The sequence below is a fragment of the Promicromonospora sp. NPDC050249 genome (genome assembly GCF_040656015.1).
In the GTDB taxonomy this organism is placed as follows: domain Bacteria; phylum Actinomycetota; class Actinomycetes; order Actinomycetales; family Cellulomonadaceae; genus Promicromonospora.
The window spans coordinates 68,062-90,697 of record NZ_JBFAKY010000014.1 but is presented as its reverse complement, the minus strand read 5'-3'; the positions used below and the strand labels follow the sequence as shown (position 1 = coordinate 90,697).

The following is a 22,636-nucleotide window of genomic DNA, read 5'->3' as shown; positions in this document are numbered from 1 at the left end:
TGGTCTATCTGATCGCCCATCCGAAGGTTACGCGCCCATCGGGGCCCTGATACACGTGCAGGTTGCGGTTCGGAACGGAACCGGACGTGCAGGTTGCGGTTCGGCGCAGAACCGGACGTGCAGGTTGCGGTTCGGCGCGCTCAGCCAGCCGCGGTCCGGTTCGGCACGGAACCGGACGTGGAAGTTGCGGTTCGGCGCGCTCAGCCGGCCGCGGTCACCTGTACCTCCTGGACGAGGCGGCGAGCCAGGTCCGGGTCCAGGATCGCCGCTCCCGGGACCTGTGCGTTGGCGGTCCCGGTAGCCGTCGCGAGCGCCATCGCCGCGGCGAGGTCGTCGCCGCCGTCGAGCGCGACGAGCAGCCCGCCCAGGAACGAGTCGCCACTCCCCACCGGGAAACCTCCCGTGTGCCCGGTGAGCCGTGCGCGCAGCACCTGGTCGCCGTCGGTGGCCCAGGCCCCGGCGGCGCCGTCCGTCACCACGACCAGCCCGCCGGTGCGCGCGTGCACCGCGGCGAGCAGCTCGAGCACCGACGGCTCGCCGCCGCCCTCACCGGCACCGCGGGCACCGCCGGCACCGACGCCACCAGCACCACCCACCAGCTCCAGCGCCTCCGCGCGGTTGATCTTCACGAGGTCCGGGCGGGCCCCGACAGCGTCGCGCAGCGCCGCCCCATGGCTGTCGACGGCGACCCGGACCCCTGCGTCGCGCAGGCGGCGCACGGCGTCCGCGAGCAGGCCCTCGGGAGCGGACTCCGGCAGGCCGCCCGAGATCAGCCACCACCCCGGCCGGTCAGCGGCCAGCCCGACGGCAATGTCCAGTGCGGTGGCAGCCTCGCCCGCGGAGACCGGGACGGCGCGCTCGTAGACCTCGGTGAGCCGTCCGGTACCTGCCGAGAAGATCGAGATGCACGCGCGCGTCGGTTCCTCGCCGGGCACCACGTGCACGTCGACGCCGTCGGCCCGCGCGCCTGCGGCGACGTCCTGCCCCACGCCCGCGCCGAGCACCGCCACCGCGGAGACCCGCGCGCCGAGCGCCGCGGCCGAACGCGCCGCGTTCAGCGCCTTGCCTCCCGCGACGCGGTGCACCGAACGCGGGCGCTGGATCCCCTCCAGCTCGTCTACCACGTACGTGACGTCGAGCGACGGGCTGAGCGCTATCGCGGAGATCACCGCGCGAGCTCCCGCTCCAGGTCGCTCGGGGTCGCCTGCCGTCCCGTCCCGCCGGAGCCGAGCGTCGACAGGGAGCCGGCGACGGTCGCCCACCGCACACGTGTGCCCTCGTCCGCGACGCCGTACGCCAGGGCGGCCAGGTAGCCCGCGTCGAAGCTGTCCCCCGCGCCGGTCGTGTCCACGACGTCCACGGCCACGCCCGGCGCTCGCACGACGGCGCCGTCGGCACCGACCGACCAGCCGCCGTCGGCCCCGTCCTTGACGACCACCCGCGGGCCGCGCTGCGCGATCCGGACCGCCAGCGCCACGTCGTCCAGGTCCGCCGACTCGCCGAGGGCACCCGCGATCGCGCGCAGCTCGTTGCGGTTGGGCAGCAGCAGGTCCAGGTGCGGCAGTACCTGGTCGAGACCGGCCCACACCTCGTCCGGGTCCCAGTTCGTGTCGAGGCTCGTCGACCAGCCCTGGGACCTCGCGCGCGCGAGCACGCCGGCCAGGTCCCGTGCCAGGCCCGGCTGCAGGAAGTACGAGGCGACGTGCAGCAGCCCTGGCGCGCTCCGTGCGTCGAGCACCCGGCTGACCTGCTCACCGGTGAGCGTGGGGATGGTCCCGGGCACCGTGAGGATCGCCCGGTCCTCGGGTGTGGAGAGGATGACAGACAGCCCGGTCGGCTCGTCGTCCGCCACTTCGACGGAGCCGACGTCGACCCCGCATCCGCGCAGGGCGTCGAGCGTGAACGTGCCGAACGTGTCGGCGCCCACGCGCGCCACGAGCGACGTCGGCACGCCCAGGCGTGCGATGCCCGACGCCGCGATGCTCGCCGAGCCGCCCAGCACCAGGTCGCCCGAGTCGGCGAGCTGTTCGGCCTGCCCGAAGCGGGGCACGACGTCGCCGCGCAGGACGAGGTCGACGTTCGCGTCCCCCACCACGACGACGGGCAGCGGGACGTGCGGCGTGTGCGGTCCGGCGGCGCCCGTACCGGCGGCCGTCTCGAGCTCGGTCATCCCTTGACTCCCGTGAACGTCATGGTGGCGATGAACTGCTTCTGCGCGAAGACGAAGAAGAGGATCAGGGGCAGCGTCGCCACGACGTTGCTCGCCATGAGCAGCGACCAGTCGGTGCGCCGTGCGCCCTGGAAGTTGGTGATACCCAGCTGCAGCGTGAAGGCACTGGGGTCGTTGATCGCGATCAGCGGCCAGACCAGGTCGTTCCAGGAGCTCAGCAGCGTGAAGATCGCCAGCGTCGCGAGCGCCGGCCGGGCGAGCGGCAGGATGATCCGCCAGAACGTGCCCCAGCGGGAGCAGCCGTCGAGCACCGCTGCCTCCTCGAGCTCGGCGGGGAGCGACAGGAAGAACTGGCGCATCAGGAAGATCCCGAACACCGAGGCGAGCCACGGCACCATCGCCGCCGCGAGGGTGTCGATGATGCCGACGCGGGCGAACATCACGTAGGTGGGCACCATGAGGAGCTGGGTCGGGATCATGATCGTCGCGATGATCATGAGGAACCCGACGTTGCGTCCCGGGAACTTCAGCCGCGCGAAGCCGTAGCCCGCGAGCGAGCACAGGGCGAGGTGGGAGACCACCGCGACCAGGGAGACCAGCACCGTGTTGCCGGTCCACAGGAGCACGTCGGTGTCGCGGAAGAGCTTCGCGTACCCGTCGAGCGTCAGCTCGGAGGGGAAGAAGCGCGGCGGGAACCGGTTGATCTCCGACTCGGGCGTCAGCGAGGTCAGGAACATCTGCACGAACGGCGTGGCGAACAGCAGCGCCACGGGTACGAGCACGAGGTGCGACCAGCCCGTGCGGCGCTTGCGCCGCGGCAGGGGTTCGGCCTCCGTGGCCGACGGCGGCGCGGGGAGCGGGCCGGCGGGCACGCGGATCATGGTCATCAGAATCCACCTACCGTGCTGCGGCGCGAGTAGATCGTCACGCCGATGGTGATCGCGAGGGTGACGGCGAACAGCCCGTAGGCCACCGCCGACGCGTAGCCGAACTCGAGGTCCTTGAAGGCAGAGGTCCACAAGTAGTACACGATCGTCTCCGTCACCTTGAGCGGCCCGCCGCGAGTGGTCGTGTAGACCAGGTCGAAGAGCTGGATCGCCTGGATCGTCTGCCAGATCGCCACGAACACCGTCACGGGCGCGAGCTGGGGGAACGTCACGTGCCAGAACGACTGCCAGCGGTTGGCGCCGTCGACGCGGGCGGCCTCCTCGAGCTCGGCGGGGATGTCCTGGAGCGCGGCGAGGTAGATGACCGTGGTGAACGCGGCCTGCCCCCACAGCGACATGATCGCGAGGACCACCATCGCCTGGTGCGGGTCCTCCAGCCAGCCCTGCTGCGGCAGCCCGACGACCCGCAGCACGTTGTTGACGAGCCCGAACTGGGGGTTGAACAGGTATGTCGTGAGGATGCCGGTCGCGGCGGCCGACACGACGAACGGCAGGAAGATCAGTGTGCGGTACAGGCCGACCAGCACGATGCGCCGGTTCAGCGCCACGGCGAGGCCAAGGCCCAGCAGTACCGAGGCGGGCACGAACAGCGCGGTGTACAGCAGGGTGTGGCCGGCGGCGGCCGCGAGGTCCGCGTCGGTGGCCATCTCGCGGTAGTTGTCGAACCCGACCGGCTCGGGCGTGGAGAAGCCGTTCCAGTCCTGCAGGGAGAGCAGGAACGCCCAGACCGCGGGGAAGATCGACAGGCCCAGCACGATGAGGGTCGCTGGCGCGACGAACCCCCACCCGGTGAGGCCGTCCCGGACCCTGCGGGCCGAGGCGGGCCGCCGGTGAGGGACGGCCCGCCTGGTCCGGACGGCGGTCGCCGTCACTTGTCCGCCAGCGCGTCGGTCGCCTCGTCCGCGGCTCGTGTCAGCGCCTCGGCCGGCTCGCCCTCGCCCTGCAGCACCTGGGAGATCGCGGTGCCGATCGCCTCGGAGAGATTGACGTAGCCCGGGACGGTGGGGCGCGGGATGGTCGCGTTCACGCTGTTCTCGGCCATCACGTCGAGGCCGGGCATCTCCTTGACCTGCGCCTGGAACTCGGGCGACTCGATCTCGCTCTCGCGCAGCGGGAGGTTGCCGTAGACGACGTTCCAGCGCACGTCCTGCTCGGGGTCGGTGAGCCACTTCGTGAACTCGTACGACCAGTACTCACGGTTGGCGTCCTGGTGGTCGAACAGCACCCACAGGTCCGCGCCCGAGATCGTCGTGTGCTTGCCGTCGGTCCCGGGCAGGGGTACGACGCCGTAGTCCGTCCCGGCGACCTGGAGGTCGTACAGCGACCACGGGCCAGAGGTGATCATGCCGATCTGGTCGCTCGCGAAGATCTGCCCGAACTTGGTGTCGGTCTGGTCGAGGTACACCGACTTGTCCTCGACGGCCATGTCCCGCAGCAGGGTGAGCGCCTCGACCCCGGCCTCCGAGTCGAAGGTCGCCTCCGTGCCGGACTCGTCGAGGATCTCGCCGCCGTTCTGCCACAGGTGCGGCCAGAACTGCCAGGTGGTCTCCTCCGACCCGGAGACCGAGTACGCGTACCCGTAGGTGCTGGTGGCGGGGTCGGTGAGCTCCTTCGCCGCGGCGCGGAAGTCGTCCCACGTCCAGTCGGCGGTCGGGTACTCGACGCCCGCCTCGTCGAAGACCGTCTTGTTGTAGATCAGGGAGAGGTTGTCCACGACGGCGGGGAACCCGATGGTGGCGTCGCCCGTCGGCCGGGCCGTGGCTTGCGCCGCGCCCGAGAACTCGTCCCAGCCGACGGCGGGGTCGGTCACCTGCTCGGTGATGTCGAGCGTCCGCTCGGACTCCGCGAGCTCGCTCGCCCACGAACCGAACGCATACGAGATGTCGGGGTAGGTGCCCCCGGCGAACGACGACGAGAGCTTCTGGAGCAGGTCCTCCGTCGACGGCGCCCCCGACGAGACCTCGATGGTCACGTTGGGGTGCTCCTCCTCGAACTCCTCGGCGAGCCCGGTGAGGATGGTCTGGGCCTGGTCGGCCTGGCCCGTCCACCAGGTGAGCGTGACGTCGGCATCCTTGTCGAGCGTCGTCGCACCCTGCGCACCCGAGGAGCACGAGGCGAGCAGGGCCGTCGTCGTGAGCAGGGCGGCGACGCCGGCGGCGGCCCGTCCTCGGGAGGTACCTCTGTGTTGACGCAGCATGATCGTCCTCGTTCCTTCTGCGTACTTCGCTGTCTTCTTGGGTTGTCTTGTTGAGCTGTCTACTGGGCTGTCCTCTTGGGACAGCCGTCACGCCTGCGGGCTCGGGGTGTACCTGTGGCTCATCCGAGCACCACTGACCGGGTCAGGTGCCGCGGGTTGTCCGCGTCCAGCCCGCGCGCCCCCGCGAGCTCGACGGCGAGGCGCTGCGCCTGCACCAGCTGGACCAGCGGATCGAGGTCCCAGTGCTGGACGGTGGCGCCCGTGCGCTCGATGTCGGCGGCGAGCGCCGGGTCGGCGTCGCCGAACAGCGTCACCAGGCTGGTCTCCCCCGCCACGGCAACGGGTCCGTGCCGGTAGTCGAGGGCCGGGTACGACTCCGACCAGGCCTGTGCGGCCTCGCGGATCTTGAGCGCTGCCTCCTGCGCCAGCCCGTAGCTCCAGGACCTGCCGAGAAAGACGAAGTGGCCGAACCGCGCCGGGTCCACGGGGAGCGGCGCGGTGAGCGCCTCTGCCGCCTGGTCGAGCACCGGCGACAGGTCCTCGCCGAACCCGGTGCGCGCCAGCGCGAGGACCGACGTCGGGAACCGCGTCTGGACCACCGACTCCTCGTCCGCGAAGTCCAGCACGAGCGTCTCGTCGGCCGCCTCCGCCACCGGCGAGCCGGCCACACCGACGACCGCCGCCTTCACCGTGCCCGCGGGCACCCGGGCCAGTGCCTCGAGCACCTCGCTCGTGGTTCCCGACCGGCTGATCACGACCACCCGGTCGTAGGTGCGGCCCGGCGTCCACTCCGACGCGTAGGCGGCGTCGGTCTCGCCGTGCCCGGCCCGCTCGCGCAGGACGGCGACCGACTCGGCGACGAACGCACTGGTACCGCAGCCGAGCAGCAGAACCCGCTCGCCCGGCCGGCCCAGCACCCGCGCACCCTCCCCCGCCGCGGCGACGGCGCGTGCCCAGACCTCGGGCTGGCTGCGGATCTCACGCTCGGTAGTGGTGCTGATGCTCACGTGCAGCTTCCTGTCGTCGTCCGGGGCACCCGCTGCCGGGCACCTGTGCTTGGCGCCGACTGCTCGGCCCCGTCGACGCCCATCGTGCTCGACAGTTGCGCGGCAGTCACCAAGACTGCCGAACTCGATCACTCTGAGTGATTGATTCGCGTAACAAGTCGGCAATCTGCTCAGGCATGCCCGATCCTCGGTGACGTGCCGCTCACGTCGAGCACTTTCCAGCACCGTCGCCGAGGAGCCAGTAATGAGCCACGACCACAGCCCCCTGGGAGCCACGGGCCCCGCTACCGTCTCGGTGCCGGACCTCCGGCTCGTCGACTGGGCCCCGCGACCCCAGGTCAGCGTGCCCGTCACGCGGGTCCAGCGCGCGTCGGTGCCCGCGATCGACGTGCACAACCACCTCGGGCGCTGGCTCACCACCGACTGGTGCGCACCCGACGTCGCGGCACTGCTCCGGATGATGGACGACGCCGGTCTGGAGACCGTCGTCAACCTCGACGGCCTGTGGGGTGACGAGCTCGAAGCCAACCTCGACCGGTACGACCGGGCCCATCCGGGACGCTTCCTGACGTTCTGCCAGGTGGACTGGACCCTCCTGCGCCGCCCCGGCGGGGAGCGCGAGATCCAGGACCAGCTGCGCGACAGCGCCGCACGCGGCGCCCGCGGGGTCAAGGTGTGGAAGAACGTAGGTCTCACGGTCGTGGGGCCCGACGGCGAGCTCGTGGCGCCGGACGACCAGCGCGTGGTCGACGTGCTCGCCCTGGCGGGTGAGCTCGGCCTGCCCGTCCTGATCCACGTCGCGGACCCGAAGGCGTTCTTCGAGCCGCTGGACGCGCACAACGAGCGGTTCGACGAGCTCGTCGGCCAGCCCGACTGGTCGTTCGCCGACCGTGACCGCTACCCGTCGTTCGACCAGCTCCTGGACGCGTTCGAGCGGCTGCTCGTGGCGACGCCCGGCACGCGGTACATCGGCGCGCACGTCGGCTGCGTCGCCGAGGACCTCGACCGCGTCGAGCGGCTGCTGAACGCGGCGCCGAACCTCGTCGTCGACATCGCGGGCCGGCTCGGCGAGCTGGGGCGACAGCCGCGACGGTTCCGCCGGCTCGTCGAGGCCTTCCCCGACCGCGTGCTCTTCGGCACGGACGCCTTCCCGCTGTCCCCCGAGCAGCTCGAGGTCTACCTCCGCTTCCTCGAGACCGACGACGAATGCTTCGACTACGCACCGGGCGACGACGTGCCGCCGCAGGGCCGCTGGCAGATCTCCGGCGCCGACCTGCCCGCACACCTGCTGCCCGCCCTGTACGCGGGCAACGCCCGCCGGGTCCTCGGGCTCGACCGCAGCTGATCGCCCCGTTCCGCTCTACGCTTGCCTGTCAGGCGTTTCCCGCGGAAAGGAGCCCCACGTGGCGTGGACGTCGCTCGTCCTGGACCTCCTGGGCGTCTTCTTCTTCGCCGTGTCAGGCTCGCTGCTCGCCGTCCGGCGCCAGTTCGACATCGTCGGCTCGCTCCTGCTGGGCACCTGCGTCGGCCTCGGCGGAGGCATCCTGCGGGACGTGATCATCGACGCCGGCGTGCCGCGCGCGTTCGACTCGCCGATCTACCTGGTCCCGCCGGTCGTCGCGGCGGTGGTCGTGTACTTCTTCGCCCACGCCGTGCAGCGCTACCACGACCTCCTGCTCACCTTCGACGCCGCGGGCATGGCGCTCTTCTCCGTCACCGGCACGCTGGTGGCGCTCGCGGCGGAGATGAACCCGACGGCGTCCGCGATCCTCGGCGTGGTCACCGCCGTGGGCGGGGGCGTCATCCGTGACGTGGTCGCCAACGACGTGCCGCAGATCTTCCGCGCCCGCGGCCTGTACGCAATCCCCGCGCTGATCGGGGCCGGGCTGACCAGTCTGGCCTCCTGGGCGGGCTGGTTCGGTGTCGGCACCGGGACGGCGATCGCCGCGGTGGTGTTCGCCCTGCGGATGGTCTCCCTGCGGTACCGCTGGGGAGCGCCGCCCGCCGGCGGCCACCACGGCCCGGCACTCCCGCCGCCGGCGATCTGAGCCGCTTCCCGGGATGCCAAATATGACCGAGATGCGAGTAACTGGGAACGGGAGCAGTGTTGAACACAGCACGGCGCGACAGTGCGCTGTGAGGAGGAAGGAGATCAACATGCCCTCGTGGCTCATTCTCGTCTTGGTCGGTGTGGCTCTCGTGATTCTCGGTGTCGCCACTGAGATCGGCCAGTTCCTCATCTGGATCGGTGTGATCGTGCTCGTGGCCAGCCTGGTCATCGGCCTGGTCAACCGCAGCCGGACATAGCGCCGGAACGTACCGGACCTCTCCAGGCCGCGATCTGCTGAAGCCCCCGGCAGGTCGCGGCCTGGGCCGTCCCCACAGCATGTCTCAGATGAGTCCTTCCTCGCCCAGCACCTCCTGGGCGATCCGGAACGCGCGGTTGGCGCTCGGCACCGAGCAGTAGACCGCGGTCTGGAGCAGCACCTCCTTGATCTCGTCGACGCTCAGTCCGTTGCGCACGGCAGCGCGGACATGCATGGCCAGCTCCTCCCAGTGGTCCCCGGCGACCAGGGCGGTCAGCGTGATCATCGACCGGCTCCGCCGGTCGAGCCCCGGCCGGGTCCAGATCTCGCCCCACGCATACCGGGTGATGAAGTCCTGGAAGTCGGCGGTGAACGCCGTGGTGCCCGCGACGGCGCGGTCCACGTGCGCGTCGCCGAGCACCTCGCGCCGCACGGTGGTGCCGACGTCGCGGCGCTGGTCGTCGCGGTCGGTCATGCCGCCACCCGCCCCTCCACCAGATCCCTGACCAGCGCGGCAACAGCCTGCGGCCGCTCGGCCGGCACCAGGTGCGCTGCCCCGTCCAGCACCCTCAGCCGCGCCCCGGGGACGATCTGCGCGATCTCCGCCAGCTGCGCGGGCGTCGTCGCCAGGTCCGCCGCACCCGCTATCGCCACGACGGGGACGTCGACGACGCCGAGCCGCCCCCGCAGGTCGTGGCCGCCCAGGGCCCGGCACACCGCCGCGTACCCGAACCGGTCGGCGGTCTGCAGGTCGGCCAGCAGCCGCAGGGCGACCTCCGGTGCGCGGTCGAGAAATCCCGGGGCGAACCACCGTCCGGCCGCCGCCTCCACCTGCGTAGGGGTGCCCGCCCGCTGCACCAGGTCGGCGCGCTCGGCCCACGCAGTCGGTTCGCCGAACCGTGTGGTGGTGCAGACGAGCGCGGCGCCGAGCACCCGGCCGGGCGCGTCCAGCAGCAGCCGCTGGCCGACCGCGCCACCGACCGACACCCCCGCGTACCAGAACGGCGCCCCGGGGTCGCCGCGCCGGGCCTGTGCCCGCTCGACCACGCCGAGGACGGCGGTCGCGAGGTCGCCGACGGTGAGCCCGTCGAGCTCCCCGGGCGTGGGCGACGGGGCGGTGCCGTGGCCGGGCAGGTCCCAGCCGACCACGTCGAGGTCATCACCCAGCCGCCCCGCCACGTCCGACCAGAGCGCCGCCACCGACGTGCCCAGCGAGGGCCCGAGCACCAGCAGCGGACGCGTCGCGTCACGCAGCGTGAGCTCGACGGCGCCCAGCCGGGGCCGCACGCTCACGGCTCCTCCCTCGCCGGGCGCCTGCCGGCAGGGTCGTCGGCGAGGTCGCCGAACCGGCCGAGCACCCGGTCCACCACCGCGGCCGCCGCCCCGACGTCGGGCGCCCGTCCGACGTCGGGCAGGCCTTCGCGCAGGTTCCGGTCCACGGCGGCGGCGTCCACCTCGAGACCCTCCATTAGCTCCGCGGCGGCATGCGCCGACGCCACGGTGTGCCGGGCGAGCTGCTGCAGGGCGGGCCACTCGGCGTGCCACCCGCCGTCGGACCGCTCGTCGACGGCGAGTCCGGCGGCCGCCAGCACCTGCGCCGCGAGGTGCGGTGCGGCGATCGCCGAGCGCCGCACCAGCACCGACAGCACGGGGTTGCGCTTGTGCGCCATGGCCGACGACGCGCCGCGGCCCGGCGCGGCCGGCTCGCGCAGCTCGCCCACTCCGGGCCGGACACCCTGCAGGACGTCGTTCGCCACCTTGCCGAGGGCCGCGCACACCTCCGCGAGCGCCGAGGCCAGCCGGACGAAGGGCGTACGCGTGACGTGCCACGGGCCGGGCCCGACGGGCAGCCTGAGCTCGTCGCCCCAGGCCTCCACCAGCGCGAACGGGTCGCAGTCGGCGACGGGGTCGCCGTCGGCCAGGTCGCTCACGCCCGACAGCTCGCCGGCCGCTCCGCCGTAAGCCAGGGGCAGGGCCTCGGCGGTCTCCGCAAGGAACTCCCCGGCCGCCGCGAGGCCCTGGAGCCAGCCCGCGAACCGGGCGCCCAGCGTGGTCGGGACGGCCGCCTGGGCGAGGGTGCGGCCGAGCGCCGGCCGGCCGCGGTGGTCCTCCGCGAGGCGGGCCGCCGCGGTGACGGCTCGCTGGAGGTCGGCTCCGGCGTGGCGCGCCGCGTCGCGGAGCACCAGGACGAGGGCCGTGTCGAGCACGTCCTGCGACGTCAGCCCGGCGTGCACGAGCGGGGCGAGGTCCGGTCCCACTGCGTCGCGCAGTTCGGCGACGAGCGGGATCACCGGGTTGCCCCCGCCCGCGCTCGCCCGGGCCACCCGGGTGGCGAGGTCCAGCGCGGCGGCGTCGGGACCGGCCAGGCGTTCGACGACGGCGTCCAGCCCGCCCCCGCCCCGGTGCCGCGCGAGGACGCGCACCCACGCCGCCTCGGTGCGCAGCATCGCCCGCAGCACCGCGACGTCGTCGGTCACCGCGGCCGGGGATTCGGGGGCGAGGTCCGCACCGGGGGTGAGCAGGCCGACGTCAGGCACCGCTACCGTCCCGGTGAGCCGCCGCGTCCGCGTCGTCGGCGAGGGCATTCGTGCGGTCGTACGTGAGGAACACGGTCTCCTCCTCCCCTGGTGGCCCGCCCTGGAGGCGGATGTCGAAGCGCAGCGAGCAACTGACGCCGTAGCGCAGCGAGCCGTCCGGCTCGTCGTGGGCGAACAACGTCGCCCGTCGCTCGGGCTGGAGCGAGCCGAGCAGCGCGTCTGGCCCCGATGCCGCGGCGTCCGGCAGGTAGGCGCGCGTGAACAGGCGGTCCTGCAGGCCGCGCGCGAAGACGGTCACGGCGAAGAACGGCGCCCGGCCCGGCTCGGTGGCGCCCGGGCGCAGCGTGCGGAACCAGTAGCCGCCCTCGCGGTCGGTCTCGGCGCGGCCCCAGCCGGTGAAGGTGCCGTCGCGCAGGATCGAGCCGCTCCGGCGTACCACGGCGCCCGCCGGGTCGGCCTGCCAGATCTCGATCAGCGCGTCGGGGACCGGTGCGCCCGCGCCGTCGTACACGGTCCCGTGCAGGCGGACGGCGTCCGGGGTGCCCGCCTCGACCAGCTCGTTGCCGCGCACGTAGGGCAGGGCGTAGCCGAAGAAGGGGCCGACGGTCTGGCCGGGCGTCGGTGGCAGCAGGGACCTCGGCATCAAGGGCTTCGCGGCAGGCTCATCCATCGCCGTCCTCCGGTTCGGTCCAGGTGCGGTGCGACCCGGTCAGTACGATGTCCCAGCGGTAACCGGTGGCCCACTCGTGCTCCGAGACGTCGTGGTCGTAGGCCGCCACGAGCCGGTCGCGGGCTCGGGAGTCCTGGATCGACTGGTAGATCGGGTCCAGGGCGAAGAGCGGGTCCCCGGGGAAGTACATCTGGGTAACGATCCGCTGGGTGAGCTCCCGCCCGAACAGCGAGAAGTGGATGTGCGCGGGGCGCCACGCGTTGAAGTGGTTCCTCCACGGGTACGGGCCGGGCTTGATCGTCTGGAACCGGTACCAGCCGTCGTCGTCGGTGAGCGTGCGCCCGACACCCGTGAAATGAGGGTCGACGGGCGCCGGATGCTGGTCCCGCTTGTGGACGTACCGGCCCGCGGCGTTGGCCTGCCAGACCTCCACGAGCTGGCGGCGCACCGGCCGACCCTCCCCGTCGACCACCCGGCCGCGCACCACAATCCGCTCGCCGATCGGCTCGCCCTGATGCTGGACCGTCAGGTCGGCCTCGAGCGCGCCGATGTCCCGCTCGCCGAAGACCGGGGCGAACAGCTCGATCGTCTCCGGGTCGGCATGGTGCAGGTCCTTGGTCGGGTGCCGCAGCAGCGAGCTGCGGTAGGGCGGCCAGTCGAGGCGCGGGCCGGACTCCGCCGGGGCGCCGCGGTCCAGGCCCTGTTCGTAGGCACGGTGCGCGGCCTCGATCTCGGCGCTGAGCTGCGCCTGCGAGTCGAGCGCCGGGACCGGACCGGAGGCGTCCGTCGTCATCGTGTCCCCCTGTCCAGCCGGTCCTGGGCGGCGAGCAGGACCGGGGTGTTGTCGCCCGCGTACACGTCGTACCCGCCCACCCGCTGCACCACCTCGAAGCAGACGCGGCCGATGCGCGGCGTGTAGAAGTGCCAGAACTCGCCGGTCTCCGAGCGGTCGAACATCAGCTGGTGCTCGCGCAGGAGGGTCAGCGTCGCCTCGTCGAGCCCGAACCGGGCCCGCAGGTCGTCGTAGTAGTTGTCCGGCACGGGCACCGGCCGGAGCCCCCGCTCCCGGGCCCTCCGGGCGACCGCGACGACGTCGGTGCAGGCCAGCGCCACGTGCTCGGGGTGCGACACCCCCACGGGCGCGACGTTCAGTGAGATGCGGACCGCGCCGCTCGGGGTGCGCATCACCTGGCTGCGGACCAGGCCCTGCGGTCCGGCGGCCTCGGTCGCCGTCGGCTTCTCCAGCCCCAGCACGCTGGTGTAGAACAGCACCGCCTCGTCGTGGGCGTCCCAGCCGTGCGAGACATTGACGTGGTCGATGCCGGTGATCTCCCCCGCGCCGCCCGCCCGGCCGCGGTCGAACTCGGCGGCCCAGGCGGGCTCCTCGCCCGCCTCCGTCCGGTCGCGGCGGTCGTTGAGGAACACCTCCAGCCCGCTGGGTGCCACGAACCCGGCGAGGTCCTGCTCGCCGTCCTGGGTCCTGCGGGGTGCGGCGCGGACCGCCAGGGCGCGGGCGCGGTCGCCGGCGACCGCGGCGTCGGCCACGCCGAAGCCGATGCCCGCCAGGTGCGGGTCCAGGTCCCGCGCGTGCTGCTCGTTGAGCACTATCCGGGCGTCGCCGGACGACCACAGCCGGACCGGCTTGGTGCGGTGCTGGCCGCGGAAGGTGAGGCCGAGCTGGTCGAGCAGCACCTCGACGCCGCTGGTGTCCTCGGCCTTGATCTCCACGTAGTCGTACCCGGTGGGCACGTCGACGTCGGCGATCCGGTGGAGGCTCGCCCGGCCGTCGTCGTCGGCCGCTCCCCCGTGGGCGTCCGGACCGCCGTCGTCGGCCAGGAGCCGGGCCGCCCGGTCCTCGAGCCAGACCAGGGAGCGCAGCGCGTGCTCCGCCGTACGCACGGTGTCGGTCTGCCGGAAGACGTCGTTGAAGACCTCCAGCGAGAGCGGACCGGTGTACCCGGTGCGGACCAGGTGGGTCACGAACCGGCCGAGGTCCCACACACCCTCCCCCGGGAACAGGCGGTGGTGCCGGCTCCACGAGAGCACGTCCATGGTGAGCGCCGGCGCGTCGGCGAGCTGGACGAAGAAGATCTTCTCGCCGGGGATGTCCTCGATGCCTGCCGGGTCGTGCCCGCGGGAGAGGATGTGGAAGCTGTCGAGGCAGACGCCGACGGCCTCGTGGTCGGCCAGCTGCGCGATCCGCCAGGAGCGGCGGTAGTCGTCGACGTACCGGCCCCAGGCCAGCGCCTCGTACGCGACCCGGATCCCGAAGGACGCGGCGAGGTCGCCCAGACGGCGCAGCTGTTCGGCGGCGACCTGGTCCGAGCCGACCGTCGCGGTGGCGACGTTGCTGCAGACCAGCACGGTGCCGATACCGAGGCGGCGCATGGTCGTGAACCGTTCCCGTGCCCGGCGCAGGTTCTCCTCCAGCAGGGCCGGGGTGACGCCCTCGAAGTCCCGGAAGGGCTGGTAGAGGTCGAGGCTCAGGCCGAGCCGGTCAGCGAGCGCCCGGATCTCCTCGGGGCTGCGGTCGTTGACGACGAGGTCGGGCTCGAAGATCTCGACGCCGTCGAACCCGGCGTCGGCGCACGCGTAGAGCTTGTCCTCCAGGCTGCCGCTGAGGCAGACGGTGGCGATCGACCTGTGCATGTCAGCCCTCCGTCACGAGCTGGTTGAAGTGGGCGTGCATCCGGTCGACGTCGGGTTCGAGGCCGGTGATCAGGCGCAGGCTCTCCACCGCCTGACCGACGGCCATCCCGCCACCGTCGAGCGTCGGCAGGCCGCGGGCCCGGGCGCGCCGGAGCAGCTCGGTCTCCAGCGGCCGGTAGACGACCTCTGCGACCCACGTGCCGGGACCGAGCCGGTCGACGTCGAACGCGACACCCGGGTGCTCCGCCATGCCCACCGGCGTGACGTGGACGACGCCGTCCGCCCGGGGCAGCCAGGCGTCGAGCGAGCCGCCGCTGCCGCGCAGCGTACCCGGGAAGCGGTCGACCATCGCCTCGACCGCCGCCGGGACGACGTCGTGCACGACGACCGGGTCGAACCCCAGGTCGAGCAGCGCCGACGCGGTGGCGAGCCCGGCACCCCCCGCGCCGACCTGGAGCACGGTGCCGCCGAACCGGTCGCCGGACCGGCGGCCACCGAGAAAGCCCTCCAGGGCGGCGCGGAAGCCGGTGACGTCGGTGTTGTGCGCGGTGCGCCGGCCACCCCCGAGCAGCACCAGGTTGGCGGAGCCGAGACGGCGCACGACCGGGCTGAGGTCGGCCACGTGGTCCAGCACCGCCTGTTTGAACGGGTGGGTCACGTTGGCCGCGTCGAAGCCTGCGTCCTCCAGCCGCTGCAGCTCGGCGCCCAGGTCCACCTCACGGCGTCCGCTGAGGTCGACGGTCCGGTACTCGTAGTCCAGGCCGAGCCGCCGCGCCTCCGCCATGTGCAGCGCGGGCGACAGCGACGGCTTGATGCCGTTGCCGAGCAGGGCGACCCGGTAGCCGCGGCTCATGGCGCGCCCGTCCTCTGCGCTCGTGGTACCGGCGCTGGTGGTACCGGCGTCACTGTGCGGAGCCTCGGATGGCCTCGTAGACGGCCAGTGAGTCGCCCTCGAGGTTGGCGCGGAACCACTCGTCGGTCTGCTGCGCGAACGCCTCCTGGTCGACGTCGTCGACGATCTCGACGGAGCCCTCCTGCTCCCACTTCTCGAGGATCTCCCGCTCGGCCTCCTCGACGCAGCCGGGCATCTGCTCGACGGCGGCCGCCACTGCCTCCTCGAGCGCGGCCCGCTGGTCGTCGTCCAGCTCCGAGTCGAACGTCGGCGCGGCCACGATCAGGTTCGAGTTCTGCCCGTGGTCCGACATGCTCACGTAGTCCTGCACCTCGACCAGGTTGCTGGCGTCGATGTTGGTCAGCGGGTTCTCCTGACCGTCCACCACACCCTGCTGCAGGGCCAGGTACAGCTCCTCGTAGGCGACCTCGGTGGCCTGGGCGCCGAGCGCCTGCGCGTTGAGCAGGTACTGCGCGGACCCCGGGAAACGCATCCGCAGCCCGTCGAGGTCTTCGGGCTCGCGGATCGGCTCGTTCGCGGTGAACTGCCGGGCGCCGGCCGACCACGCCCCGAGGATCGACACACCCCCGGAGGCGTCCTTGAAGTCCTGCGCCAGCTGGTCGGCCGAGCCGTCGGTGAAGAACCGGACCAGGTGGGCGTCGTCGTCGAACACGTAGGTCGCGTCCACCACCCCGGCCGGCTCGTAGACGGCGGCCAGGGCCGAGGCACCCTGGATGTCGATGTCGACGTCGCCCGACTGGACCGAGGCGATCCGGTCGGCGTCCCCGCCGAGCTGGCTGTTGGGATACACCTCGACCGTGATGCCGACGTCGGCGGCCTCGGCCTCCTCCTTGATGACCTGCGCGCCACAGGTGTGCTGCGGCTGGTCCTCGGTGTAGCTGTGGGCGAGCGTCAGCTCGACCTGGCCGCCACCGGCGTCGCCGGGGTCGTCACCGGAGCCGCCGCACGCGGTCAGCAGCACCAGGGGCAGGGCCACGGCCGCGCTCGCGGCGGTGGTGCGGTGGACGAGGTTCATGATGGGTCCTTTCGGTTCACGCCGACGTCGTCGTCGGACGATGGTGAGAGGAGCAGTGGTGAGAGGAGCGGTCACAGGCCGAGCTGGGCCGGCAGCCAGGTGGCGAGGCCGGGGAAGAAGATGATCAGCAGGCAGACCAGGATCAGCGGCACGATGAAGGGCAGGACGCCCCAGAACACCTCGCCGACTGCTACCCGCTGGGTCGAGCTGAGGACGAAGAGCACCGTGCCGACCGGCGGCGACAGCAGCCCGATCATCAGCGAGATGATCATCACGACGCCCAGCACGAGGGGGTCCACCCCGAGGGCCAGGGCGATCGGCATCAAGATCGGCACGACCAGGACGAGGATGGGCGTCGCGTCGCCCACGGTCCCGAGCACGAGCATCAGGAGCAGGACGAGCAGCAGGAAGACCGTGCCGTCGTCGGTGATCCCGAGCACGAGCTGTGACAGCGCCTGGGGTACCCGTTCCAGGGCAAGCACGTACCCGAGCAGCGCGGCCGACGAGACGATGAGCATGATCGACGCCGTGCTCAGCGCCGTCTCGACGAAGATCTTCGGCAGGTCCCTGACCTTGAGCTTCCCGTAGCCGAAGCCGAGCGCCATCATGTACGCGGCGCCGACCGCCGCGGCCTCGGTCGGCGTGAAGAGCCCGCCCAGGATGCCGCCGAGGATGACCACCGGCGCCCCGAGGGGCAGCACCACGCGCTTGCCGGTCTCCGCGACCCGGGCCCAGGAGAACCCGATGTGCCGGATGTTGGGCTGGCGGCGCACCAGCAGGAACACCACCACGCACAGCCCGAGCACCATGAGCAGCGCCGGCACCACCGACGCGGCGAACAGCGCGCCCGTCGAGACCGCGGCTATCCCGGCGAAGATCACCGCCGGGATGCTGGGCGGCATGACCGGCGCGATGAGCGCGGACGCCCCCACGACGCCGAGGCCGAACCGCCGGGAGTACCCGGCGCGCAGCATCGGCGGGATCTCGACCTTGCTCAGAGCCGCGGCATCGGCCACCGCGGACCCGCTCATCCAGGAGAAACCGAGGCTGACGCCGACGCTCACGTAGCCGAGCCCGCCGCGCACCCTGCCGAACAGCGCGAGAGCGAAGTCGAAGAGGCGGTCCGCGATGCCCGCATGGTTGGCGACCACGCCGAGCAGGATGAACAGCGGAACCGCCAGCAGCACGAAGTTGCCGGTCGCGTCGGCGACCAGCCGCATGGGCAGGCCGAGCGACTGGCCCTCGAGGAGCAGATAGCCCAGGCCGGGACCGAGGAAGGCGAACGCGACCGGCACGCGCAGGGTCAGCAGCACCATGATCGTCACGACGAGCAGGAGCGAGGTCATCACGGCACCTCGACTTCCGCCGCGTCGCCCGTGGCGGGCATGCCGGACCGGGCGACCTGCACCGTGCCGACGGCGGCCCTGATCGTCGCGCTCACCAGGCCGATCAACGCTATCGCGTACACCCAGGACATCGGCAGGCCGAGCGCGGGCGAGGTGAGGAAGCCGGCCGAGTACACCAGCTCCCAGCACGCCCAGGCGAACGCGCCGGCGATCAGCGCCACCAGGGCCATCGCGAGGGTCTGCACCACCCGCACCACGACGGGGCTGGGCAGGGTGTCGATCAGCTCGATGGCGATGTGGCCGTTGCGGGTCACGAGCACCCCGGCCGCGACGAAGGTCAGCCAGATGAGCGCGAACTGCGACAGCTCGCCCGCCCAGACGATCTGCGGCACGGGCAGGTAGCGCTGCACCGCCTGGAACAGGATGAGCCCGAAGATCATGGCCGCGGCGAGGCACGCGATGCCGAGCTCGACAGCGGTGAGCAGGCGGACGAGACGACCGATGCCCCCTCCCGAGCCGTGCTCCCCCGCCGGGTTCTCAGCCGGGCTCATGCGTGGTTCACGTACATCGTGACGGTCCCCTTCCGTCCGGCAGCACACAGCGGCGTGTGGTGCGGTCACCACCACACGTCGGCGTGTGGCGTCGTCACTGCGGCGACAGTAGAAACCGCCCGACAACTTGTGCAAGCAGTTGCCAAAATTGCCGCGCGTATGGCTAGATGCCCAGGTGCAGCCCACGATCTACGACGTCGCGAAGGCGGCAGGCGTGGCCGCGTCGACGGTCTCGCGCACCTTCAACAAGCCCGGCCGGGTCAACGAGGCGACCCGGCAGCGGGTGCTCGCCGCCGCGTCCGAGCTCGGGTACCAGCACAGCCCGCAGAACCGCGCACTGCCGGGCGGGCGGCACCGCACGATCGCGATGGTCCTGTCCGACATCACCAACCCGCACTTCTTCGAGCTCATCCGCGGCGCGGAGCAGCGTGCCAGGGCGTCCGACGTCACGCTCGTCATCGTCAACGCCGAGGAGTCACAGCGGGTCGAGGAGGGCCAGATCCGCGACCTGGCCCCCACCGTCGACGGGTTCGTCCTCGCGGCGAGCCGGCTCGCCGACGACGACCTCGTCGCCCTCGCCGGCAGGCACCGCGTGGTCCTGCTCAACCGTGAGCTCACGGGCCTGACCAGCGTGGCGCTGGCCGTCGGCGCGGGCTGCCAGCAGATCCTGGAGCACCTGGCCTCGCTCGGGCACCGAAGCCTCACCTACTGCGCCGGGCCACCCGGTTCCTGGATGGGCGCCGTGCGGTGGGCGGCGCTGAGCGCCGGGGCCGAGGAGCACGGCATGACCGCGCACCGGGTCGGCCCGTACACGCCGAACGTCGCGAACGGCGGCGTCGCGGCCGACGGCGCGCTGCGCACCGGCGCGACGGCGATCGTCGCGCACAACGACCTGCTGGCGTTCGGCGTCATCCGCAGGCTCACCCAGCGCGGCGTCCGCGTGCCCGACGACGTGAGCGTGGTCGGGTTCGACGACATCTTCGCCGCCGACTTCGTCCACCCGTCGCTGACGACGCTCGGCGGGCCGGGCGCGCAGGCCGGCCGGCTGGCCGTGGAGCTCCTGATCGACCAGTTCGCCGGGCGTTCGGTGCAGGACGCCGAGCAGATCAGGCTGCCTACCGAGCTGGTGCTGCGCGAGTCGTCAGGTCCGGCGCCGCGGGTGTCCTGACCGGCACCCACCTGCTGAAGATCCCGGGCCTTCCGTCCTTCACCTGCCTCGGTGCGGCCCTGGACAGGTCGGCGCTCGCCTGCAACCCGGCCGGCGCGCCGTTCTACAGCGATGTACTACCGCTCAGGATCTCGCCTCTCTACAGTTCGCGCGGGAGCGCGCCGCCGTGAGAGCCGGAACAGTCCTGGGGGGACCTGTGCTTCGCATTCACTTCTCTGCCACCGATCTGGTGCGCACCCGTGTGGGGACCCGGCTCGATCCGATGTGGGAGCTGGTCCTCAGCGTCCACCAGGTGGCCCGGCCCGAGTCGTACTTCGGCTCGTGGAGCAGGCTCGCCCGGCGCAGGCTCGTCCAGGCCGGGACGATGCGCGACGCGGAGCTGCTCGCGACGCTGACCCCCGCGCGCGGCTACTTCCCCGACTTCCTGACGCCCGCGGCCCTGCCCACCGAGTTCGAGGCAGGCATCGAGACAGTGCTGTCCACCAGCAAGCAGCGCCTGCGGGCAGAGGTCGGCAGGCTCGACGGCGGCAGAGGCGCCGGGCCGTGGCTCGACGACGTGGCGGCGGGCCGCCCCGCCGCGCTGCACCGGCTCGGCGTCGCCATGCGGCGCTACCACCGGACGGTGATGACACCGCACGTCGACCAGGCGGCGGAGATCACCGGCCGCTGGGTGGCCGGCCTGGCGCACCGGACGCTCGCGCACGGCGTCGACGCGGTGCTGAGCACGCTCGGCCCGAGGACCCGCTGGCGGGCGCCGGTCCTGGAGATCGACTACCCCGTGACCCGGGACCTGCATCTCGGCGGCCGCGGGCTCTCCCTCGTCCCGACCTTCTTCGGCATCAACCATCCGATCACCCTTGCCGACCCCGAGCTGCAGCCCGTACTGGTCTACCCGGTCAGCCGCGAGCCGTTCTGGCGACCCGACCGCGGACCCGCGGACCGGCCGCAGGCCGACGCCCTGAGCGAGCTGCTCGGCCCGACCCGGGCGGCGGTGCTCCGGGTGCTGGACACCGAGCTGTCGACCACCGCCCTCGCGGCGCGTACCTCCACCTCACCCTCCAGCGTCAGCCGGCACACCGCGGTGCTCCGGCGGGCCGGGCTGATCACCACCTGGCGCAGCGGCACCAGCGTGCTGCACATGCGCACCACCATGGGGAACGACCTGGTCCACGGTCGCTGACCAGCGACAGGAGCCGAGGTGCGGCCTCGTGGCAAGGCTTTGCGGCAGGGTGCATTTGGTTGCCGCGGACGGGCACATTTTCTACCTTGCGTCTGCCCGGACGACCGGCCCGGCGCCGGCGCGACCCTGATCCTCCTGCGCTCCGGCTCCACGCGAGACAGCGATAGCGCCGCCCGTCCTTCCCGCCGGCCCCTCGTCGGCGGGAAGGGCGGCATCTGGTGCGAGGGCGCACGTTTGTGGGAGGTCCTGTCGGGATACGCCCGATCGGTCTTGCCTGGCCGTAGCCTCGGGGAAAGCACGGCGAGCGCCAGGGGCCATCGCCTGCCGGCCGGTTCCCCAGACCTCGGAGTCGCATCATCACCGTGAGACCAAGAACCTGGACCGCCGCGCTCGCGGCCGCGCTGCTGCTGCTGACCGGCTGCGGCGCGGGCGGGATGACGTGGCCGCCGGATCTCGCCTACGCGCCCGCGCCGCCCCAGCAGCTTCCCGAGGCGGCCGGCCGAGGCGACGTCGACGAGGTGCCCCTCGCGGAGCTGGCGCACGCGGGCTGGCTGGCGGACGCCGCGGAGCGCACCGAGATCCCGCCACGAGCCCTGGCGGCCTATGCCGGCGCGGCCCTGCGGCTGGCACGGACGCAGCCGGAGTGCGGCATCGGGTGGAACACGCTCGCGGGTATCGGCATGGTCGAGTCGGTGCACGGTACCTACCTCGGGGCGCGTACCGACGACGACGGCACGGTGCGCCCTGCGATCATCGGGATCCCGCTGGACGGCAGCGAGGGCGTCATGGCGATCACCGACACGGACGACGGCGCGCTCGACGAGGACGCGGAGTGGGACCGCGCCGTCGGCCCCATGCAGTTCATCCCGGCCACCTGGGCGGACCATGCGGAGGACGGCAACCTCGACGGGGAGGCCGATCCGCACCAGATCGACGACGCGGCACTCACCGCCGCCCGCTACCTGTGCGAGAGCGGCGGCGACGTCACCACCGACGACGGGTGGTCCACCGCGCTGGCGGCCTACAACCGCTCGGTGTCGTACGCCAACGACGTGGCAGACCTCGCCGGGTCGTACGCGGAGCAGCCTCAGGCCTCGTGACGCGCGGTCAGCGTGCGGAGGACCGTGACGACGCCGTGCTCCGCCAGGGTCCCGGTGACCTCGTCCGCTGCATCGACGACGACCGCGGGCGCGTGACCCATCGCGACGCCGCGAGCCGCCCACGCGATCATCTCCAGGTCGTTGACCCCGTCCCCCACGGCAAGGGTCCACCCGGGGTCCACGCCGATCCGCTCCCGGATCCGCTCGAGCGCGGTCGCCTTGCTCACGTCGCGCGGCGTGACGTCCAGCCAGTCGGGGCCGGCCGGGGTCGCGGTGACACGCAGCGCGCGCAGCGGCTCGATCAGGTCCATGACGCCCGCGCCCCGGAGGATGACGCGCGACGCGGGCGCGTCCCACAGCTCGGGGTCGGGGACCTTGCGCTGCTCCCCGTTCACCAGCCTCGGGTCGAAGAACCGGTTGACCCGGTAGCCCCAGCCGATCTCCTCGACGCCCACCTGGACGGCGGAGAGAGCAGCGCGAGCGAGGCGGATCACCGGCTCGACGTCGAAGGCGTGCACCGTCTCGAGCCGGAACCCGCCGGACAGGGCAGCACCGACCCGCGCGACCACCGCCCCGTTGGACGCGACGACCCAGCCCGGGTCGATACCCAGCTGGTCGGCGACGGGCAGAACGCCGACCAGGGACCGACCCGAGGCGAGCACCACGTGGTGTCCGGCCCGCCGCACGTCCTCCACTGCTTCGACGGTCACGGCGGGGACGGTCATGCCGCCGGACAACAGGGTGCCGTCGATGTCGAGCGCGATCAGGGCGGCGGCTGCGGCGCCGCCTCCGGGAACGGGCATGGTTACCCGCTGCGGGTCGGTGGTGGACGGCGTCACGGTACCTGTCGTCGGCGTCATACCTCTCAGACGCGCTGCCC

23 protein-coding genes are annotated in these 22,636 nt (G+C 72.5%); 6 read left to right on the top strand and 17 right to left on the bottom strand.

The window, feature by feature from the left end:
- Positions 1-200: 200 nt before the first annotated feature.
- From AB0I32_RS13645 to AB0I32_RS13620, 6 genes are all read right to left on the bottom strand, one after another.
- Positions 201-1,169, bottom strand: a complete 969-nt coding sequence (locus tag AB0I32_RS13645) for a PfkB family carbohydrate kinase (protein WP_357506746.1) — start codon at positions 1,167-1,169, stop codon at positions 201-203.
- The gene (locus AB0I32_RS13640) at positions 1,166-2,170 is read right to left on the bottom strand and encodes a carbohydrate kinase family protein (RefSeq protein WP_357506744.1); all 1,005 of its coding nucleotides are present in this window, start codon (positions 2,168-2,170) and stop codon (positions 1,166-1,168) included. The genes AB0I32_RS13645 and AB0I32_RS13640 overlap by 4 nt, the downstream gene beginning before the upstream one ends.
- On the bottom strand, positions 2,167-3,057 hold the full coding sequence (locus AB0I32_RS13635; RefSeq protein ID WP_357506742.1) for a carbohydrate ABC transporter permease: 891 nt from the start codon (positions 3,055-3,057) through the stop codon (positions 2,167-2,169). The genes AB0I32_RS13640 and AB0I32_RS13635 overlap by 4 nt, the downstream gene beginning before the upstream one ends.
- A complete protein-coding gene (locus AB0I32_RS13630; RefSeq protein ID WP_357506740.1) occupies positions 3,057-3,989 on the bottom strand; it encodes a sugar ABC transporter permease in 933 nt (310 codons plus the stop codon). Before AB0I32_RS13630 ends, AB0I32_RS13635 begins: the two co-directional genes overlap by 1 nt.
- Positions 3,986-5,314, bottom strand: coding sequence for an ABC transporter substrate-binding protein (locus AB0I32_RS13625; RefSeq protein ID WP_357506738.1), 1,329 nt, complete (start codon positions 5,312-5,314; stop codon positions 3,986-3,988). The genes AB0I32_RS13630 and AB0I32_RS13625 overlap by 4 nt, the downstream gene beginning before the upstream one ends.
- A gap of 119 nt (positions 5,315-5,433) precedes the next feature.
- Positions 5,434-6,321, bottom strand: coding sequence for an SIS domain-containing protein (locus AB0I32_RS13620; RefSeq protein WP_357506736.1), 888 nt, complete (start codon positions 6,319-6,321; stop codon positions 5,434-5,436).
- Positions 6,322-6,565: 244 nt separating this feature from the next.
- On the opposite strand from AB0I32_RS13620, the gene AB0I32_RS13615 reads away from it, so the two are divergent.
- The 3 genes from AB0I32_RS13615 (at position 6,566) to AB0I32_RS13605 (ending at position 8,628) form a co-directional block, all read left to right on the top strand.
- Positions 6,566-7,666, top strand: coding sequence for an amidohydrolase family protein (locus AB0I32_RS13615; protein WP_357506734.1), 1,101 nt, complete (start codon positions 6,566-6,568; stop codon positions 7,664-7,666).
- A gap of 58 nt (positions 7,667-7,724) precedes the next feature.
- The gene (locus AB0I32_RS13610; RefSeq protein WP_357506732.1) at positions 7,725-8,369 is read left to right on the top strand and encodes a TRIC cation channel family protein; all 645 of its coding nucleotides are present in this window, start codon (positions 7,725-7,727) and stop codon (positions 8,367-8,369) included.
- Positions 8,370-8,478: 109 nt separating this feature from the next.
- Positions 8,479-8,628, top strand: a complete 150-nt coding sequence (locus AB0I32_RS13605) for a hypothetical protein (RefSeq protein WP_357446799.1) — start codon at positions 8,479-8,481, stop codon at positions 8,626-8,628.
- An 84-nt stretch (positions 8,629-8,712) separates the two neighbouring features.
- On the opposite strand, the gene pcaC is transcribed toward AB0I32_RS13605, so the two are convergent.
- The 10 genes from pcaC to AB0I32_RS13555 form a co-directional block, all read right to left on the bottom strand.
- Positions 8,713-9,102, bottom strand: a complete 390-nt coding sequence (pcaC, locus tag AB0I32_RS13600) for a 4-carboxymuconolactone decarboxylase (protein WP_357506730.1) — start codon at positions 9,100-9,102, stop codon at positions 8,713-8,715.
- Complete coding sequence (locus tag AB0I32_RS13595) at positions 9,099-9,920, bottom strand: alpha/beta hydrolase (protein WP_357506728.1); 822 nt, start codon at positions 9,918-9,920, stop codon at positions 9,099-9,101. Before AB0I32_RS13595 ends, pcaC begins: the two co-directional genes overlap by 4 nt.
- The gene (locus AB0I32_RS13590; RefSeq protein WP_357506726.1) at positions 9,917-11,212 is read right to left on the bottom strand and encodes a lyase family protein; all 1,296 of its coding nucleotides are present in this window, start codon (positions 11,210-11,212) and stop codon (positions 9,917-9,919) included. Before AB0I32_RS13590 ends, AB0I32_RS13595 begins: the two co-directional genes overlap by 4 nt.
- Positions 11,157-11,834 (bottom strand): protocatechuate 3,4-dioxygenase subunit alpha, encoded by a 678-nt coding sequence (gene pcaG / locus AB0I32_RS13585; protein ID WP_357506724.1) that lies wholly within the window; start codon positions 11,832-11,834, stop codon positions 11,157-11,159. Before pcaG ends, AB0I32_RS13590 begins: the two co-directional genes overlap by 56 nt.
- A complete protein-coding gene (pcaH, locus tag AB0I32_RS13580; RefSeq protein WP_357506722.1) occupies positions 11,827-12,627 on the bottom strand; it encodes a protocatechuate 3,4-dioxygenase subunit beta in 801 nt (266 codons plus the stop codon). Before pcaH ends, pcaG begins: the two co-directional genes overlap by 8 nt.
- Positions 12,624-14,483, bottom strand: coding sequence for a TIM barrel protein (locus AB0I32_RS13575; RefSeq protein WP_357506720.1), 1,860 nt, complete (start codon positions 14,481-14,483; stop codon positions 12,624-12,626). Before AB0I32_RS13575 ends, pcaH begins: the two co-directional genes overlap by 4 nt.
- Before the next feature lies 1 nt (position 14,484).
- Positions 14,485-15,336 carry a shikimate dehydrogenase gene (locus tag AB0I32_RS13570; protein ID WP_357506718.1) on the bottom strand — a complete coding sequence of 284 codons (852 nt, stop codon included), beginning with the start codon at positions 15,334-15,336 and terminating at the stop codon, positions 14,485-14,487.
- Positions 15,337-15,385: 49 nt separating this feature from the next.
- Positions 15,386-16,411 (bottom strand): DctP family TRAP transporter solute-binding subunit, encoded by a 1,026-nt coding sequence (locus AB0I32_RS13565; protein WP_357506716.1) that lies wholly within the window; start codon positions 16,409-16,411, stop codon positions 15,386-15,388.
- A 71-nt stretch (positions 16,412-16,482) separates the two neighbouring features.
- Positions 16,483-17,757, bottom strand: coding sequence for a TRAP transporter large permease (locus AB0I32_RS13560; protein WP_357506714.1), 1,275 nt, complete (start codon positions 17,755-17,757; stop codon positions 16,483-16,485).
- The gene (locus tag AB0I32_RS13555; RefSeq protein ID WP_357506712.1) at positions 17,757-18,308 is read right to left on the bottom strand and encodes a TRAP transporter small permease; all 552 of its coding nucleotides are present in this window, start codon (positions 18,306-18,308) and stop codon (positions 17,757-17,759) included. The genes AB0I32_RS13560 and AB0I32_RS13555 overlap by 1 nt, the downstream gene beginning before the upstream one ends.
- A 175-nt stretch (positions 18,309-18,483) precedes the next feature.
- Here AB0I32_RS13555 and AB0I32_RS13550 point away from each other — a divergent pair, with 175 nt between their 5' ends.
- The 3 genes from AB0I32_RS13550 to AB0I32_RS13540 all read left to right on the top strand — a co-directional run bounded on the left by AB0I32_RS13550 (position 18,484) and on the right by AB0I32_RS13540 (position 21,756).
- Positions 18,484-19,476: a LacI family DNA-binding transcriptional regulator gene (locus tag AB0I32_RS13550; RefSeq protein WP_357506710.1), complete on the top strand. Its 993-nt coding sequence runs from the start codon at positions 18,484-18,486 to the stop codon at positions 19,474-19,476.
- A 196-nt stretch (positions 19,477-19,672) separates the two neighbouring features.
- Entirely contained in the window at positions 19,673-20,656 is a 984-nt protein-coding gene (locus AB0I32_RS13545) for a helix-turn-helix domain-containing protein (RefSeq protein WP_357506708.1), read from the top strand.
- Positions 20,657-21,018: 362 nt separating this feature from the next.
- Positions 21,019-21,756, top strand: a complete 738-nt coding sequence (locus AB0I32_RS13540; protein WP_357506706.1) for a lytic transglycosylase domain-containing protein — start codon at positions 21,019-21,021, stop codon at positions 21,754-21,756.
- Here the strand turns inward: AB0I32_RS13540 and AB0I32_RS13535 are convergent.
- The gene (locus AB0I32_RS13535) at positions 21,744-22,616 is read right to left on the bottom strand and encodes an HAD family hydrolase (RefSeq protein ID WP_357506704.1); all 873 of its coding nucleotides are present in this window, start codon (positions 22,614-22,616) and stop codon (positions 21,744-21,746) included. The genes AB0I32_RS13540 and AB0I32_RS13535 overlap by 13 nt on opposite strands.
- Positions 22,617-22,636: the final 20 nt, after the last annotated feature.